Source organism: Bradyrhizobium sp. NAS80.1, assembly GCF_001908205.1.
GTDB lineage: Bacteria > Pseudomonadota > Alphaproteobacteria > Rhizobiales > Xanthobacteraceae > Bradyrhizobium.
This window is the reverse complement of the sequence record NZ_LGHL01000203.1, coordinates 1-15,172: the sequence shown is the minus strand read 5'-3', so window position 1 is coordinate 15,172 and position 15,172 is coordinate 1. Positions and strand designations below refer to the sequence as shown.

Annotated in this window: 14 protein-coding genes and 3 pseudogenes; 5 read left to right on the top strand and 12 right to left on the bottom strand. The window is 62.5% G+C overall.

Translation table 11 applies throughout. The annotated features are described in order from the left end of the window. Positions 1 to 134: 134 nt before the first annotated feature. The 5 genes from AC629_RS35875 to AC629_RS35855 form a co-directional block, all read right to left on the bottom strand. Complete coding sequence (locus AC629_RS35875; protein WP_168195672.1) at positions 135 to 311, bottom strand: hypothetical protein; 177 nt, start codon at positions 309 to 311, stop codon at positions 135 to 137. A gap of 351 nt (positions 312 to 662) precedes the next feature. Continuing rightward, positions 663 to 791, bottom strand: a complete 129-nt coding sequence (locus AC629_RS49995) for a hypothetical protein (protein WP_283848223.1) — start codon at positions 789 to 791, stop codon at positions 663 to 665. Between the two features lie 517 nt (positions 792 to 1,308). After that, a complete protein-coding gene (locus AC629_RS47880; protein ID WP_210419153.1) occupies positions 1,309 to 2,160 on the bottom strand; it encodes a hypothetical protein in 852 nt (283 codons plus the stop codon). Further along, positions 2,157 to 2,927: a terminase large subunit domain-containing protein gene (locus AC629_RS35860; protein ID WP_245332101.1), complete on the bottom strand. Its 771-nt coding sequence runs from the start codon at positions 2,925 to 2,927 to the stop codon at positions 2,157 to 2,159. Before AC629_RS35860 ends, AC629_RS47880 begins: the two co-directional genes overlap by 4 nt. Continuing rightward, the gene (locus AC629_RS35855; RefSeq protein WP_084809471.1) at positions 2,920 to 3,438 is read right to left on the bottom strand and encodes a hypothetical protein; all 519 of its coding nucleotides are present in this window, start codon (positions 3,436 to 3,438) and stop codon (positions 2,920 to 2,922) included. Before AC629_RS35855 ends, AC629_RS35860 begins: the two co-directional genes overlap by 8 nt. 570 nt (positions 3,439 to 4,008) lie before the next feature. On the opposite strand from AC629_RS35855, the gene AC629_RS45945 reads away from it, so the two are divergent. After that, complete coding sequence (locus AC629_RS45945; protein WP_143199698.1) at positions 4,009 to 5,253, top strand: hypothetical protein; 1,245 nt, start codon at positions 4,009 to 4,011, stop codon at positions 5,251 to 5,253. A gap of 244 nt (positions 5,254 to 5,497) precedes the next feature. Here the strand turns inward: AC629_RS45945 and AC629_RS47300 are convergent, their stop codons facing one another. The 7 genes and pseudogenes from AC629_RS47300 to AC629_RS35815 all read right to left on the bottom strand — a co-directional run bounded on the left by AC629_RS47300 (position 5,498) and on the right by AC629_RS35815 (position 10,286). After that, on the bottom strand, positions 5,498 to 5,641 hold the full coding sequence (locus AC629_RS47300) for a hypothetical protein (RefSeq protein ID WP_168195671.1): 144 nt from the start codon (positions 5,639 to 5,641) through the stop codon (positions 5,498 to 5,500). A 132-nt stretch (positions 5,642 to 5,773) separates the two neighbouring features. Further along, the gene (locus AC629_RS35845) at positions 5,774 to 7,045 is read right to left on the bottom strand and encodes an AAA family ATPase (protein ID WP_084809469.1); all 1,272 of its coding nucleotides are present in this window, start codon (positions 7,043 to 7,045) and stop codon (positions 5,774 to 5,776) included. A 275-nt stretch (positions 7,046 to 7,320) separates the two neighbouring features. Beyond that, positions 7,321 to 7,566 (bottom strand): helix-turn-helix transcriptional regulator, encoded by a 246-nt coding sequence (locus tag AC629_RS35840; RefSeq protein WP_084809468.1) that lies wholly within the window; start codon positions 7,564 to 7,566, stop codon positions 7,321 to 7,323. A 98-nt stretch (positions 7,567 to 7,664) separates the two neighbouring features. Then, entirely contained in the window at positions 7,665 to 8,048 is a 384-nt protein-coding gene (locus tag AC629_RS35835; protein WP_084809467.1) for a hypothetical protein, read from the bottom strand. Continuing rightward, complete coding sequence (locus AC629_RS49310) at positions 8,045 to 8,674, bottom strand: tyrosine-type recombinase/integrase (protein WP_245332100.1); 630 nt, start codon at positions 8,672 to 8,674, stop codon at positions 8,045 to 8,047. The genes AC629_RS35835 and AC629_RS49310 overlap by 4 nt, the downstream gene beginning before the upstream one ends. Positions 8,675 to 9,170: 496 nt before the next feature. Further along, positions 9,171 to 9,452 (bottom strand): annotated as a pseudogene (locus AC629_RS49305) (Arm DNA-binding domain-containing protein); the annotation flags it as partial. A gap of 639 nt (positions 9,453 to 10,091) precedes the next feature. Beyond that, a complete protein-coding gene (locus tag AC629_RS35815) occupies positions 10,092 to 10,286 on the bottom strand; it encodes a hypothetical protein (protein ID WP_084809464.1) in 195 nt (64 codons plus the stop codon). 262 nt (positions 10,287 to 10,548) lie between these two features. Here AC629_RS35815 and AC629_RS35810 point away from each other — a divergent pair, with 262 nt between their 5' ends. From AC629_RS35810 to AC629_RS35795, 4 genes and pseudogenes are all read left to right on the top strand, one after another. Further along, positions 10,549 to 10,809, top strand: coding sequence for a hypothetical protein (locus AC629_RS35810; RefSeq protein ID WP_084809463.1), 261 nt, complete (start codon positions 10,549 to 10,551; stop codon positions 10,807 to 10,809). Positions 10,810 to 11,219: 410 nt separating this feature from the next. Further along, positions 11,220 to 12,140, top strand: coding sequence for an ABC transporter substrate-binding protein (locus AC629_RS35805; RefSeq protein ID WP_084809462.1), 921 nt, complete (start codon positions 11,220 to 11,222; stop codon positions 12,138 to 12,140). Next, a pseudogene (locus tag AC629_RS50330) lies at positions 12,140 to 13,763 on the top strand (amino acid ABC transporter permease/ATP-binding protein). The gene AC629_RS35805 and the pseudogene AC629_RS50330 overlap by 1 nt, the downstream one beginning before the upstream one ends. Before the next feature lie 49 nt (positions 13,764 to 13,812). Then, positions 13,813 to 14,718, top strand: a pseudogene (locus AC629_RS35795) (acetamidase/formamidase family protein); the annotation flags it as partial. Between the last annotated feature and the right edge of the window lie 454 nt (positions 14,719 to 15,172).

The window sequence follows — 15,172 nt, the reverse complement described above, 5'->3', positions numbered from 1 at the left end:
GCGCGATCGCCAAGCAGCTCAATGAAAGGCCACGAAAGACCTTGCTCTTTCAAACCCCAGCTGAGAAGTTCGCAGAATGTGTTGCGGCGATCAGTTGAACCCGCCGGGCAAAGCGGACAGAGCCTTGGTCGCGTTCACGCTACCAACTCGGCTTCGTGGTTCGTTGCCACCTTCATGGTTTCGGACTCGTAGTGGTTAGCTTTTCCCACTTCTCGCGCCACGCCTGGCGACTGGTCGAGCGGCCGGAAGAAATGCCCGCCGTTATTAGACCGCACGCCGCTCAAACCGGCCACTGCTGACGTCGCGGTCATCGAGATGATTTCCAGGTTGGTTTGAGCTGTTGTCGGTGGCATATGTCCCGCGCGATGATGCTTAAGACCGGGAGACGCCGTTGGTTAGGGCAATTGAAATCCCGATCCTATATGCGTCCATCACTCAGCGGTCCTATTTAGTCCGCGCGGTGCCGACCTTGTCCTGGACATAGACGAAAGCGGCGGGACGAGCAGGAGGTCGACTTTCGGCGTCGAGCCGCGCGGTGCCCGACTGAGTATCCCGCCCGCCGCATCCGAAGAGGTCGCCAACGATGTCGCCTGTGCATCCGAGGTCGACGTCGCGGGCTTCCACAGCGCTCACGGTTGGATGGGCCGGAGCGCACGTTGAAATCACCGATTCCACATTTCCGGATCAGCGAACCTCACGGTCACGGTCGGGGTCTCGCTCGCGGCCGTACCGGCGACGATAGGCTGCTTGGCGTCAGCCTTCGCAAGGGGAAGAAACAGAATGTTGCTCATCGCGGTGGCTCCGGTAGTGGCGGGGGACCGTTCTTCGGCAGGCGATCGGAGAGGTGGGGATTTGCAAGCCACCAAGCCGCGCCGTTTGGCCCAGAGCCACTGACGTGTATCGAGTTGGCGAGGTCGTAGAATGTGCGCCAGGGAAGGCGGATGACGAGGCGACCGCCGCGGTCCTCCGCGTAGAAATACTTGCCGCGCAACATGCGGTCCTGAACGCAGGTCGCCGCGCCCTCCGGGAGGTTTGCCTCTACCATTCCGTCTGGATCAGGCGGCGGTGCCATAGGGTTGGGGCGGCTGGCGTCAATCAATTCGAGGCGCCTGCGCATCATGACCGCGCGTGCTATCAAGTCACGATCGGTGTCCGGCGATGCCGGGAGCCGACACAACTCATCATCGACGTCCTCCAGCGTCAACTCACGCGCCAATGCCTCGGTGTTCCGCTCAAATTCTTGTGGGTCCATGTTCTATTGCCCTTCCTCTCGATCGCAATTTGCTCGGCCTGTGCCGGCGTCGGTGATCATGGCGTCGCCTCCAGTTCGCGAGCCAAATCTTCGTTATTCGCGCGCCATTCCGCTTGCGACATCAGTTGCCGCGCCTCGGATCGCGTTGTTTCGATGTACGGCGTCTCACTACTCCACCTGATTGTGCGCTTGCCGATCATGCCTTCAGATGCGATCGATGGCGGAACCCAGACGAGAACGAGCGGTTCGTTCGAGAATCCCCACTCCGGAAAAGGCTCGATCGGCTGCGGCATGCTGTCGGGATCACTCCGCCAATCACCGCGCTCCAAATACTCGGCCCATGACTCTTGCCCCGTCTTGGTACGTAGCGCGCACCAGATCGCGATGCTGAGCGCAAGCACGAGGTCATCATGCGCGCCCTCGCGAGCGTTGAAAGACATGTAGCCGGTGGCGGAGTAGCTGACCTTGAAGTCTTGAAGCTCGCGAACAAGGTTGCTTGCCTCCGGCAGGTCGCTGCGGATCTTCAACTTGCCGGCATGCAACAAGGCCTGGACGTGCGATATCAGGGTGATCTTCGGAACGTGGCGGTAGACGCTGCCCGGTTTCGGCGGCGTCTCGTCGTGCCCGGCGGTGATGACCACGCCTGTGAACGGAATTCCGGCCTGCGCGAACATGTCGCAAACCGGCCGGCCGACTCCGGTGGCATCGATGGCAAGCGAGACATCGCCGGCGATCATGCGATGATGCATCAGCGCGCCGACGCGAGCCACGACCGCAGGGTATGACGTGCCGAGCGGCAGCCGTTCGAGGTGACCGCAGCGGAAATGCTCGCCAGCCCGCTGCACCACCGCGAGCGCGGTGGGGTCGTTCGACTGGCCGAGGTCGCAGCCGATGAAGAACCTGCTCATGCCGCCGCCTCCACAAAGAAGGGCGGGAAATCGAGGGACAGCGCGGCCTCAATCAGCGCCGTGTTGAAGGCGCTGGCGGCATCATCGATGAATTCACAGTCATATTCCGCGGCGAACCGCAGCGGGCCGAGTGAGGCCAACTCCTCGGCCAGGAATTCCTTGCTGATGCGCGGGCACGCGTCGGCTCGGACGGTGATCCGGTGCCAGCCGACACCATCCATCCATGCTTTGTAAAACCATCCGCGTTTGCCGGCCGGCGTCGTCAGTGCGATGAAGCGGCCATGCTCGACCGTGGCCTGCATGGGCCGGACGGCGGCCAGGAGGGCATCGTCGACGCGGGACGCCTCATCCATCACAACCAAGCTGGCGGCCGAATAGCCGCGCGTCGTCCTCTCCGAGCCGGGCAGGGAGATGATGCGGGAGCCGTTCTCCAGCGTCAGGCGAGTGAGGTTCTCCTGATCCGCGGCTGGTGCATTGGGCAACTGCTTCCAGAACCCGTGCACCTTCCGAAGCAGCTCCGTCGACTGCTGTTGCGACGGCGAGACCAGCACAGTCAGTGAGCCCGGCGAATAGATCGCCTCGTGGCCGGCCAGGATGGCAGCCGTGGTGCTCTTGCCCCATTGCCGGGTGCAGAGCACGAGAGTCCGGCGGCTGGCGGTGGTGAGCAGCTCCTGTTGCTTGTCATCCGGATCGATGCCCACACGGCGAGCGAACAGCACCGGATCGAGGGCCAGCGCGAGATCGTCGGCGATGCTGATCTCAGGCATGGGGCGCTCCTGTCACGTCGACGACAGGTGGTGCCAGGACGGGCTGCGGTGCTTGCTGATTGGCTTGCCGTTCTATTCGCTGGATTGCAGCGGCGACCGCGGCGCGCGCGGCTGGAAACGGCGCCAGCGCGCTCAGGATGGCGGTGCGGAGGCTGACGTACTCAGGCGTGAGGACGAGCGAGACCGTGGTGGTGCTGGAGCGGTGCACTAGCTCGCCGAGGTACTCGCCGACGATCGTCAAATTGCGGTGGATCTGAGCGCTGATCTGCGTCGCAACGCCGTACTGCTCTGAGCCAATGCAGGCGTCCTGCATCAAAAGCAGGCGGACGCGCTGCATTGATAAATCCGAGAGTAAGCCGGCGCCTTCCTCGGCCTTGAGCTTCGCCAAATCCTTCTCGGCCGGCTTCAGCGCGGCGGCCAGGACGGCCTTCCGCAGCGTGTCTGGCATTTTGTGCTTGTGCTTGTGGAGTGCCGTGGTGCTGAGCCCGTAGCGCTTCGCGATCTGGCGCAATGGGATACCTAACGCGAGGTCGCGTTCGATCGCTGATCTCTCCGGATGCTTGGCGATTGTTGATCGTGTCGGCACTGTGGCTCACTCGGAACGAAGCGTTCACGTCCACATTCTCCACACACGAGATGCACCGCAACGAAGCTGGATTTTTCCCGCTCAACTTTCTCGGAAGCACACCCAATGTCTCGACGAGCGCTGACGGATCACTGACTAAACGCCGGAGATTGACGCTAAGTCTCGACGATCACGCCGCTTTATCGATTAGTGTGAGCGGATTTGATAACCGCAAACGGGCTGATCGTCGGATTGCTATACGAATTTCAGCAGTGGTTTGGCGGAGCGCGAGAAGAAGAGGTTGGGCGCGGCGGCCAGGACGGCTAGGCGAGGGGAACGGGGCGCGGAAAAATTCGCGCTCAACTGCGGCGCGCGGGGGGGGCGCGTGCTGTTGTACTGTGCTGCACCAACCGCGCTTGGCCGCTTGTCCTAAGCGGCGTACACTACTGACACCGTAGGCATTGAGGCCGACGGCGAACCTACATAGCCCTCGGCCGAAATAATTGGAGGGTCCCTATGTGCAAGGATTCATTTATCAAGGATGTCCTGAAAGTTGAACCACCCCGCAACAGGTGGCTCCCCTTGGCAGTTTTGCTTGCGGGCTTTTCACTTCTTTCTCCGGAAGCACACGGTCAGGTCAGGCCCGGCACGAGCACGATCGAACCAAGGATTTTTGATCTCCAGATTGTGCGCGTCAGCCCAGCGGAGAATGTTCTCGAGCATCAGCCAATCCAAATAGAGTACAGGCTAAATATCCGCTGGTCCGAGATTGGCTCGGCCACAAATCCTGCGCCGCTCCGAGGCGCTGTGTGCCCAGAGTCCAACGAGGGAACCTGCATAGTCATACCCGACCTGAAGCCAGGTGACTATCGTGGTAGAGTCGAAGCGCGTGCGCCCGCTGCGAGTGCTCAGGCGAAGGTGAGGGTTCAGCTCGTTGCGCCACCTCCTTGCGGAGGTGCCGGCCCTTGTACCGTTTCCACCCTCCTTCATCTTCACGTCACGCCCCTTCAGGAAAGCGATTGGCAGGTTATCCCGATTGCGGCCAGCTATAGTGTTTCAATTGATAGGTTCACGATCCAAAAGATGCGTTCCCGGTTTCAAGATGACGTGAAAATCTCACTGCGGGCTGCTTTAGAAGAAGAGACCGCCGATAGCCTTTGCTCCAGAGCCGGCGCGCATTTTTGCGTTAAACTTGCGCCGCAGGGCAGCTACACGACAGGCGAGGGGCGGCACAACGACGTAATAGTCAACGTGAACAACGTCGAAGTAGGCCCCTTCAACTTGATACCGGAGGTGTCGTCGAATCTCGCATTTGAGTACGACATTTTTAATCTTGGTGAGCCGTATGGACAGAAAGCCGCCGAAGAGTTCTTTAATAATATGTCGGAGTTGGCAGCTGGCGCGCTCAACGCGATCATGAATCGCAACCCCGAGTCTAGCGGCGAGTCTAGCGGGACGAGTGGCCAGAAGCGCAACCCCTCTAGTGGGACGAGTGGCCAGTTCGACAAGCTGGACACCTGGGCTCATTCGGTTCACGGATTGGCGAAATGTGATGGACCAGTCGCAGGCGATGCAATTCTCTTCTTGAACAAATCCGATCTCGTTGCGCCGTCTCCCACCCTTGATTCTGCAACCCGTGGCACCGGGAAATTTACATCGGATCCCAAGTCGTTTGAGGGCGCGGATTCTGGGCCTGGCTGTGGTGAGAACTCACTCTACGTGGTCGTTTGGTCGGTGACTCGCTTGTCTTGGCAACCTTGAGGTCGTCTGAGATAGGGGAGTAGCAGACCGCCGCTTCTTGGAGCAGATCACCAGTGATATCGAAGAACAGCACCAGCATGCGCGCGAGTGGAGGCGGTAACCGGGACACCCCGGGACAGTGCGGGACATTCTGTCCCGGCGGGCTGAGCGGTCCCGGGACGGGACGGGACACTACTATAAGGTAGTGTCCCGGTGTGTCCCGCTTGTCCCTGTCCCGCCCTGTCGGATGGATGGGTCACCTGCATCATTCCTGACCGTGGTCGACGGTGAACAACGGAATGCCGCACGCGGTCGAGAACTCGATCGTCCGCTTATTTTCGATCGCATCGAGCAACCAGGTGACCGCCTCAGCCGTGCCGCCGATGGGGGCGCCGTCGCTGCCGATCATCCGATATTCGTCGCGGCGCCGCTTAAACGTGTATCCCAGTTTCCGCGCTCGATCTTTGATTTTCTCTCTTCGTCCGTCAGTTTGGACATGTGTACGTCCTTCCATAATGCCGGGAATCCGCCCGGTGCGGATTCAGTTCTCGCCGGTGGTACTGGCGCCGTCCTCCGGCGCGGTTAGCCAGACCAGCGTGAGGCCGTTCACCTCGCGGATGCCGACAAGCTCGCCGCTGCTGGCTCCGCTCAGTGCGCGGTTGAGAGCCTTCTTCTTCGCCTCGGCTTCCTGCTCTTTCGTGTCGCTATCGACGATCGCGATCGAGTAAAACTCCCTGCGTAGGACTTCCTTGTCGACGGCGCGCACCTCGGGACCTTCCGCACCATAGGGCCGCACCACGCTGCCGTGCTCGGGCAAGACAGCGAGCAGAGCCTTCCGCAGCGGTTGCAGCGCTTTGCTCCAGCGCTTGAATTTCGATTCGTCGGCTTTAGGTGTCGCGTCCGTCTGCCACTCGATCGTCATCGTGGTGACGGGATCACCGTCCCGATCGGTACCGAGATCCAACTCGCGGGCGGTGTAGCGGATCTCCGCCCCGGTCGGGCCGCCGCGCAACTTGCGCACGGCCATGCGGCAGTTGGAGACCTTGCCGGTCACGACGCGGTCTCCGATCAGTGCCAGCACGGCGTCCGCTGCGGCCTCTTTCGACGAGGCGCCGCGGGTACCGGTCTCCACCGCCTTGCCGAAATGGTCGACGCCGATGACGCAACACTTCATGCGCCGCGCCAGCTCGGCGAGGACGTTCATCATCGCCTGACCTTCGGCCGAAGAATTCTCATCTTTGAAGTTGGCGGCGGAGGCGACGGTGTCGATGGCGATCAGCGCCAGCTGGACGCCGTAGTCTTTCTGCATCTGCTGCTGCACCTGCATGGCCACGTGCATCAGTTCGTCAATGGCGCCCTTGGACAACAGCGGCGGACAGGAGTCCTGCCAGCATATCGGTTGCGGTTCATCTGGCAGCTTGCCGCAGCTCTTGAGGCCCTTGATCCGCTTCGGCAGCTCATAGGCGCCTTCGGCGGCAAAGACGAGAACGCCGCCCTTCCGAACGACACGATATCCGGCGAACGGGTTGCCGGTGATGAGCGAGGCCGCGAGATCCAGTAGCGTGAAGGTCTTGAGCATGCCCCACTGGCCGGACAGCAACGCAGTCCCGACCTCCGGCAACAAGCGCTTAACGAGCCATGGCGTGTCCGGCATGGTCGTCTTGCCGTCCCAGAAGATCGGTGATCTCTGCGGCTTGTCGGCTATGTCGTCCAGCTCGATCGGCGGCGCCTCGTCGACCCAGGGCGGCGCCTCGTCCATCGGTTCGTCGTCATCCCAAGGAACATCATCATCATCTTCTTCTGTGCCGCTCATGGTCGCGCATCCGACTTGCCAGCGGTCGCTGGAGCTGACCTGCGTCCGCGCGGTTTGCGAGCGATCTCAAGATCGTGGTCGGTGACGCACCTCACGCGATGCGAGGCGAATTCCGTGCGCGCGATCTCGCGCGCGAGATCTGGAGATAGACCTCGTTGACCGTCCGTTCGGAAGGGATTATTTCTGCGATCGATCTTGTCGCCAAACAGATCGATTCTAGGGGCCGGTTCACCGCTTGCGGTGGCCGGCCTCTTGCAATTTGTCGGGGCCATCGCTCAAGCTGCCCTCCGTGCACGGACAGGCTGAGTCAGCTTCGCGCGAATCCATTCGGCCAGCTCGGCGCGCGGATAGAAGATCTTCCGCCCGATCTTCACGTAGGGTGGGCCATCGCCAATCGCACGCCATTTCCGCAGCGTCGGTTTCTTCTGGCCTACTTCGGCAGCGGCTTCATCCTCGGTGAAATAGTCTGCGAGCACGCGCGACCTGCGGCGCAGGTCGGCATCTCTTTCCTGATCCAACATTTTTGACTGATCCCTTGTCGTATCGCGGCGTTGATTGCCGTCGCGTCAAAGATGACAAGGGGAGGGGAGTTCGCACAACGACGCGGGAATTTTCCCGCTCAAGTTCCTTTGGGAGGTTGCCACGGCCCCAACCGTGCAAGCTCGCGCTCTAGATACGTAGCCACCGAGGACTCTCTTTTTCGGGTGGCCTCTGCGTCGGCATAGTGGCGCCGCAGGGTGTCGGCATTCAAGAGATGCTTGTGGTGTCGATCGAGCATTTCACGAACCAACTTCGGCGCGGTCTCACGCCGCTCCCTCGCTTCCTTCGCGATCAACTCGCACGCGCGGCTCACGGAACGGCGGCCGGAAAGACCTTTGAGTTTGCTTTCCACCATGCGCCAAACATCGAGATTCACCAGCTCTCTGCCTGCAACATCCCGCCTTAGCACCTCGCGAGGTTTGGGCGGCCGGCCTCTCTTGCGCTTCTCGGTCAGCTCGCTCATGACCGCCTCGTGTTCAAGGTCACGATCTCGGCGCCGGCCTTGCCTGCGTTGTCGATCACGGTGCCGATCTTGGTGGCGGCTTCCTTCAACGGGTCGTCGTACAAGTGCGCGTAACGCTGCGTCGTGCGGGCCTGCGTGTGGCCGAGCAGCCGGCCGATGATCGGCAGGCTGAGCCCGCCGCTCGCGCCGACGCTCGCGAGGGTGTGGCGCAAGTCGTACGGGCGGGTATCCATCATGCCGACGGGAAGGGTGATATCCCGCAGCTCGGCCTCAGCCCGACAGTCGGCGATGAAGCGTGGCGTGGCCTCATTCAATCTTGTGTCGGGAAGCCTCTTTTCGAGATCCGCCACCACCTGCGCACCGGCCCCGGCTTTCCATATCGCCAGCGTCGCCAGCGCCCGGACCTCGTACCAGACAGTATTGATCGCCTTCAGGGAGTCGCCCTGATCTTGCCCAGGGAATACGTAGGGGTTTTTGTGGTCCTTCCGCGCCTCGCGCAGCTTTGACAGCAACGCGAGCGCAGGCGGGCTGAGCGGGACCTTGTGAGTCTTGCGCTGCTTGGTGTGGGCCGAGCGCTTCACCCAGTAGCCGGGCTCGACGTCCATCTGGGCCCAGGTCGCGCGCATCGCTTCGCCCGGCCTGCAACCGGTGCACATCATCCAACGAAGACAATCCCCCCGCCGTGCCGGCGGTACGTGCATTGAGAACCTCGATCACCGCCGCGATCTCCGTCTCGGAAAAGAACCGTTCCTTCCCTTCCTCGGTGTTGCGCTCGACGCCCTTGCATGGATTGCCGGCGGCCGCATCGCGCCATGGCTTGTCCTCTTTTTTGAGCGGCTTCAGCGATAGCGAGAACATCTTTGAGGCGATCGCTAGCACGCGGTTAGCCCGCACGGGGCCGTTGTTCTCTGTGATGCCGGCGTGCAGGGACTCGATGTCGCCGTTATTGACGTCGGCGACCTTCGTCCGCCAGCCGAGCGCCTCGCCGATCATGTCGACCATTCTGATTTCGTCTTTCTGCCGGCCCTTCTCGTTGTTTGCCGCCTTCCGGGGAAGGTGGTCGCGCACATAGCGCTCCTTCAGGTCCTTGACGGTCGGCGCCTCGCGGCGCTCGCGCTTCTCGGCGGCCGGGTCCTCGCCGCGGTCAATCCGCTTCCGGAGTTCCTTCGCCTCCGTCCGGGCCGCCTCGGCTGACCATAGGGGGCGCTCGCCGATGGTGTGGCGCCGCTCGATGCCGTCGACCCTGTAATTGAGAAAGAAGGTGCGTGCGCCCGTCGGGTTGCGCTTGGTCGCCGCGTAGACCCTCACTCCGAAACCCTTGACCTCGTCATCCCAGTCGGTGATCGCGCCCTTGGCTGGGGGCGTGATTGTGTCGACGGTTTTGTTGGTGAGCTTCTCGGCCATGCTGCTGCCTCCGCTCTCGTCAGTCTTTCGTCAGTGTCGCGAGGTATCGCGAATGATCATTTTGTATTACGAAAGACCGCTCAGAGAAACCAAGAAGCCTTGAAAATACAGTACAATTTCTCGTGTTAGAAGATTTCTCGTCAGTATCAAGAAGTTACGGTTTTGCGAAATGCAGACTGCAAAACCGTGTACACCAGTTCAATTCTGGTCGTGGCCTCCATCACAAGCTTCTGATGCTCCATCATAAATTCGTTTCGAGGCGGGTTCCCAGGAGCTCGCCGGCGGGGCTTGCCGAGTCACCGGGTTTCGCCCGAGTCTTGCATCTCGGATTCGAGCCCGCTGGCATAAAGGTCGCATCCGCTGGCTGATGCATTCCCCAACATTCGAGCGCTGGAGAACACGTGGGCGACGTCGTCCGATTTGTCCCGAAATCTGAACTTGAGCGGGCTCGCCTCATTCGCGAGGCCCGCGCCATCTATGACAGCATCTTTCCGCCGGCTGCACCCGAACCAGAGCGGCCGCAAGATAGCGCGGAGCGCGTCAAGAATTGATCGTGGCTGCGCCGGAAATTGGCACAGGGCTTTGTATGGCTCGCAAGGCGACCGATTCCATTCGGGGCGATTGGCTTGAGCGGCGGCCTCAGCAGGCCGCGTACCAGCCGTCCGGAAACGGCAGGAGGGGCCAGGCGCCCTCGTTGTCATTGGCAGCCTTGGGCGTTGCGTCGTACGACCACGAGCGGGGCACGAATTCCTCCTCCGACGCGGGCGCCAAATCTTCATAGACCATGGCGTCCCGGACGGTATCCAGCAGCAAGTTGAATTCGGCTTCGCTCATCACACCCTCCGGAACGCGGATGGCGCAATGTCGCAAAGCCGGTTTGTCTCTCGATTGACCCGATCGTTCGCATTTTAACGATCCGGCGATCGGGGGCCGATTGGTTAGCGATTCCTGAAAAATCCCTGTGGAATCCTATGAGTCTCCGCGGCACCGCCAGTGTGAAAGAAGTCACATCCCCCGCGGTTTATTTCTCCTACCTCTTCGCGCGACACCGGCCGATGCGGGCCGGGGGCGGGCAGGGCAGACAGGAGACTTGGTCATGAAGACGAGGTTTTTGCGGTTTGCGGGCGTGAGGAGTCGGGCGCGCCGCGCTTCGACGGTCGGGCTGTTCCTGACGCTGTTCGCCTCCGCGGCTCATGCGCAGGGAACACCGGAGCAGCGCCGGGCCTGCACCCCCGACGTCTACCGGCTCTGCGCGGGCGAGATCCCCAATGTCCGCGCCATCACGGCCTGCCTGCGCCGCAACCGGGCCAGCCTGAGCGAGGCTTGCCGCACCGTGTTCGACCAGGCGGGCAGCTGATGAACCGGGCCTGTGGGTTCGTGCGCAGCAAGTGGCTCGTGCGAGCTCGCGAATCCGGCATAGTGGGCCTGTGGATGCTGCGGACAGGCTGTGGAAGGCTGTGGTGTTCCGCGAATGTCGTGCGCAGATGCGTCCGTCATGCGTCATATCTCTGTTAAGCGATCTCACCAACTGATTCGCTGATATCGTTGCGTCGTATGCGACCATTTGGTTTGTCCGAATTCGGAATTTCGTGTCGCGGTGCGCGGCGCCTGCGAACAGTTTTTGTGCAGCTGCTTGCCCAAATCGCGGGCCCCCTCCATCCAATTTTTTGTGCGCCCACGGGCAAGCTTTTCGGTTCGCTCCCCACCTAGGCTCGCTCCCGAGATCTGGAACATGGCCAGTGCCATGGCAATTCGAAGGAGCTGGAGATGGAGAGACGGGTATTGCCCCAGGCGCGGCGGGGAACGGCGCGCGCATCGTTGCCATGGCGCAAGGTCGCGCTCGGCGCCGCTGTCGCTTCCGGCCTGATCGCCGCCGCACCAGCGAGTGCGCAAGCTGCGGCGCCTGCGGCCTGCGCCGCGCTTCAGGAAAAATACCCGGACTGGAAGGGCAAGACGCTCGTCAACGCCATCAACCCGCATACGCCGGGCTATGAGACCATCGATCCCAAGGATCCCAGCAAATATATCGGCTTCGACATCGATCTCGGCGAAGCCATCGGCGAATGCCTCGGCTTCAAGCTGACCTATAAGCCGGTGACGTTCGCAGCGCTCCTGACCACGCTCGCTGCCGGCCAGGCCGACATCGTGATCTCCGACATCTATGCCACCAAGGAGCGCGCCAAGGCGGCCGATTTCATCACCTATTCGAAGGTGTTCGACGGCGTGCTGGTCGCCAAGGGCAATCCGAAGGGCATCAACGGCATCAACATGTCAATGTGCGGCGCGGCTGCCGCCGAAAATACCGGCTATGTCGAGGTGCCCCTGATCCAGGCCCTGGTGCCGGAGTGCAAGAAGGCCGGCAAGCCCGAGCCGACCATCCAGCTCTACGACAACAACGCCAACTGCATCCAGGCGATCCTCGCCGGCCGCGCCGACACCTACATCAACGACGTCAACACCGTCGACACCGTGGTGAAGGCGTATCCGGACAAGCTGGAGAAGGCGATCGCGGTGACGATCCCGTATTCGGTCGGCATCGCCGTCCCCAAGGACAAGCCCAAATTCCGCGACGCCGTGCTCGCCGCACTGATCGAAGTGCAGAAGGCCGGCACGCACATGGAGCTGCTGAAGAAGCATGGGCTCGATGTGAACAACTTCAAGGAGCCCGACATTCTGACGGCTGACTGATGTCGCTGTTCCTCCATTACCTCAGCCTGCCGTATCTGCTCGAGGGCATCGAGCTCACCCTCGAGGTGACGGCCCTCGGGCTTGGCGGCGGATTGATCCTCGGATTGATCCTCGCCGGCATGCAGCTCTCGCGCTTCTGGCCTCTGGCGGTAATCGCCAGGGCCTACACTGTGATCTTCCGCGGCACGCCGCTGATCCTGCAGATGGTGTTCGCCTACGACGCGCTGCCGCATATCGGCATCAAGCTGCCGGCGGTGCTGGCAGCAGGCCTTGCGCTCGCCTGCAACGAGGCGCCGTTCATCGCCGAAATGCTGCGCGCCGGCGTGCTCGGCGTCGATCGCGGGCAGGTGACCGCGGGCCAGGCGCTCGGCATGACGCCGTCGATCCTGATGCGCCGCGTGATCGCGCCTCAGGCGATCCGCACCATGATCCCGGCCTTCGGCAACGAGGCCGTCAGCGCGCTGAAGAACTCCTCGCTTGCTTCCGTCGTCGCGGTCCAGGAGCTGACGCTGCGCTCGACCCAGCTAGCGTCCTCGACCTTCGACTTCTTCTCGATCTTCTTCGCTTCGGGCCTTCTGTATCTCGTGTTGACCGCCACCATCAGCGGCATCCAGCTCTTCGTCGAATGGCTGCTCGATCTCGACCGAGCGACGGGGCGCCAGCGCAAGCTTGCTGATTACCTGCCGTGGCGCCGTGTCGATCTTGGCACCAAGCTTGAGCTTGCCGCAGTCACCGCCGACGATCCGGAGCCGGCACAGGCGGAGCTCATCGACACGCCGCCGCTGGCCTTGACCCGCGAGGAACGTGCCCGGCGCACTGCCACGATCGCGCGCAACAACGTCGCGGTCGAGACCAAGGACCTCACCAAGAGCTACGGCGCACAAAAAAGTGCTCGACGGCCTCGATCTCACGGTGCGCGTTGGCGAGGTGGTCGCTCTGCTCGGGCCCAGCGGCTCCGGCAAGAGCACGCTGCTCCGCTGCATCAACCATCTCGAGAGCTGGGAATCCGGCACGGTGCGAGTCGGTGGGCGGCGCTTCGGCTTCGGCGAGAATGGCAAGCCGCTGTCGCCCCGTGCCGTCGCCAATGAGCGCGCCAGTGTCGGCGTCGGCATGGTGTTCCAGCAGTTCAATGTGTTTGCCCACCTGTCGGCCAGAGAAAACATCGCCGGTCCCCTGCGCTGGGTCCATGGCATGACCAGCATCGATGCCGACCGCCGCGCCACCGAGCTGCTCGACCGCGTCGGGCTGTCGCATCGCGCGGACGCGCTGCCGCGACATCTCTCAGGCGGCCAGCAGCAACGTGTCGCCATCGCTCGCGCACTTGCGCCCAATCCGAGCGTGCTGCTGCTGGACGAGCCGACCTCGGCGCTCGATCCCGAACTCGTCAACGAGGTGCTGGAGGTGATCCGGCGGCTTGCCATCGACGACGGTCTCACCATGATCATTTCGACGCATCAGATCCGGTTCGCTGATGAAGTCGCCGACCGCGTCGCGTTCCTGAGCGGTGGCACGATCATCGAAGAGGGCCCGGCGCACGAGGTTCTCTCCAATCCCCGCAATCCGCTGACCGCGCGTTTCCTCAGCGTGATGGAAGCCGACAAGACACCGGAGGCGGTGCGATGAGCGCCGTCCCCGCAAGGTTCAAGACCGCGTCCCCCGAAGAGGCCATCTCATGAAGCATTTCACGCTGCCGGTTTCGCCGAAGACCGTCCACTGGGGCTACTTCTCCAAGAAGGTCGCGCCGGCCCTGACGCTGCGCTCCGGAGATCGCGCCACCATCGAGACGCTGACCCATCACGCCAACGACGACTACGAGCGCATGATCCAGGGCGATCCCGGCGCCGAAAGCGTGTTCCAGTGGACCCGCGAGCACAAGGCGGTGTCGCGCCGCGGCTCCGGCCCGGTCGAGGGTCCCTTCATCCGCGGCGCAGGCGAGGGGATCGGCGTGCATCTCCTCACCGGACCGGTCGCGATCGAGGGCGCCGAGCCCGGCGACATTCTCGAGGTGCGCATCCTCGACGTCCGGCCCCGGCCGAGTTGCAGCGCCTGCCACGCCGGCCGCTGCTTCGGCTCCAACGTCGCGGCGAACTGGGGCTTTCACTATCACGATCTCATCGAGGAGCCGAAGCCGCGCGAGGTCGTCACTATCTTCGAGCTCGACACCTCGGGCGAGCCCTACGCGAAGGCGGTCTACAATTATGTCTGGACGCCACAGACCGATCCTGACGGGGTCGTGCATCCAACCATCGACTATCCCGGCGTCCGCGTCGACCATGCCACCATCAAGAAACGCGAGAACATCCTCGCAAGCGTGAAAGTGCCGGCGCGGCTGCATTTCGGCACCATGGGCCTTGCACCGTCGGAAGCGGATTACGTCAGTTCGATCCCGCCCAGCTATACCGGCGGCAACATCGACGATTGGCGCATCGGAAAGGGCGCGCGGATGTTCTATCCGGTCGCAGTCCCCGGCGCCTATTTCTCGGTCGGCGATCCCCATGCCGCGCAAGGCGACAGCGAGCTCGGCGGCACCGCGATCGAGACCTCGCTGACCGGCGATTTCGAGTTCATCCTGCGCAAATGACCCGGCGCTCGTGTGTCTTGCCCGTCGGGCAACGCAACGCCTTGTAGTCCGGATGGCGCGAAGCATAGTCCGCCCGCGCACACGACCGGTGCGGCCTGCGTACGGCAAAACCGTGTCGTCCTGGCGCCCGGAGCCTGTGCGCCAAGTCTTGCGATGATGTGGCGGCCCGACCGGGCACGCGCATCAGCCATCCGCAAGGCGACGGGGGCAATAGTGCATCGCTCCCCGGGGAGAACTCGGCATAAGCCGTCAAACCATCGCGCAGGGAAGGCCGGTTGTCTGGCTTCACCTGTATGCCGCTGTGCAGCTTTTCGTAGCGCGACTTTCGCACAGTGGACCGTGGGTGCCCGGCCGGCACCCGGTCTTCCCTGCGCCCTTGTGTCCTGAAAATCTGCCAGAATGTGCGAACGGGCGGTTGGATCAGAACCGCCCGTTGCTGGAGCTGAGCCCG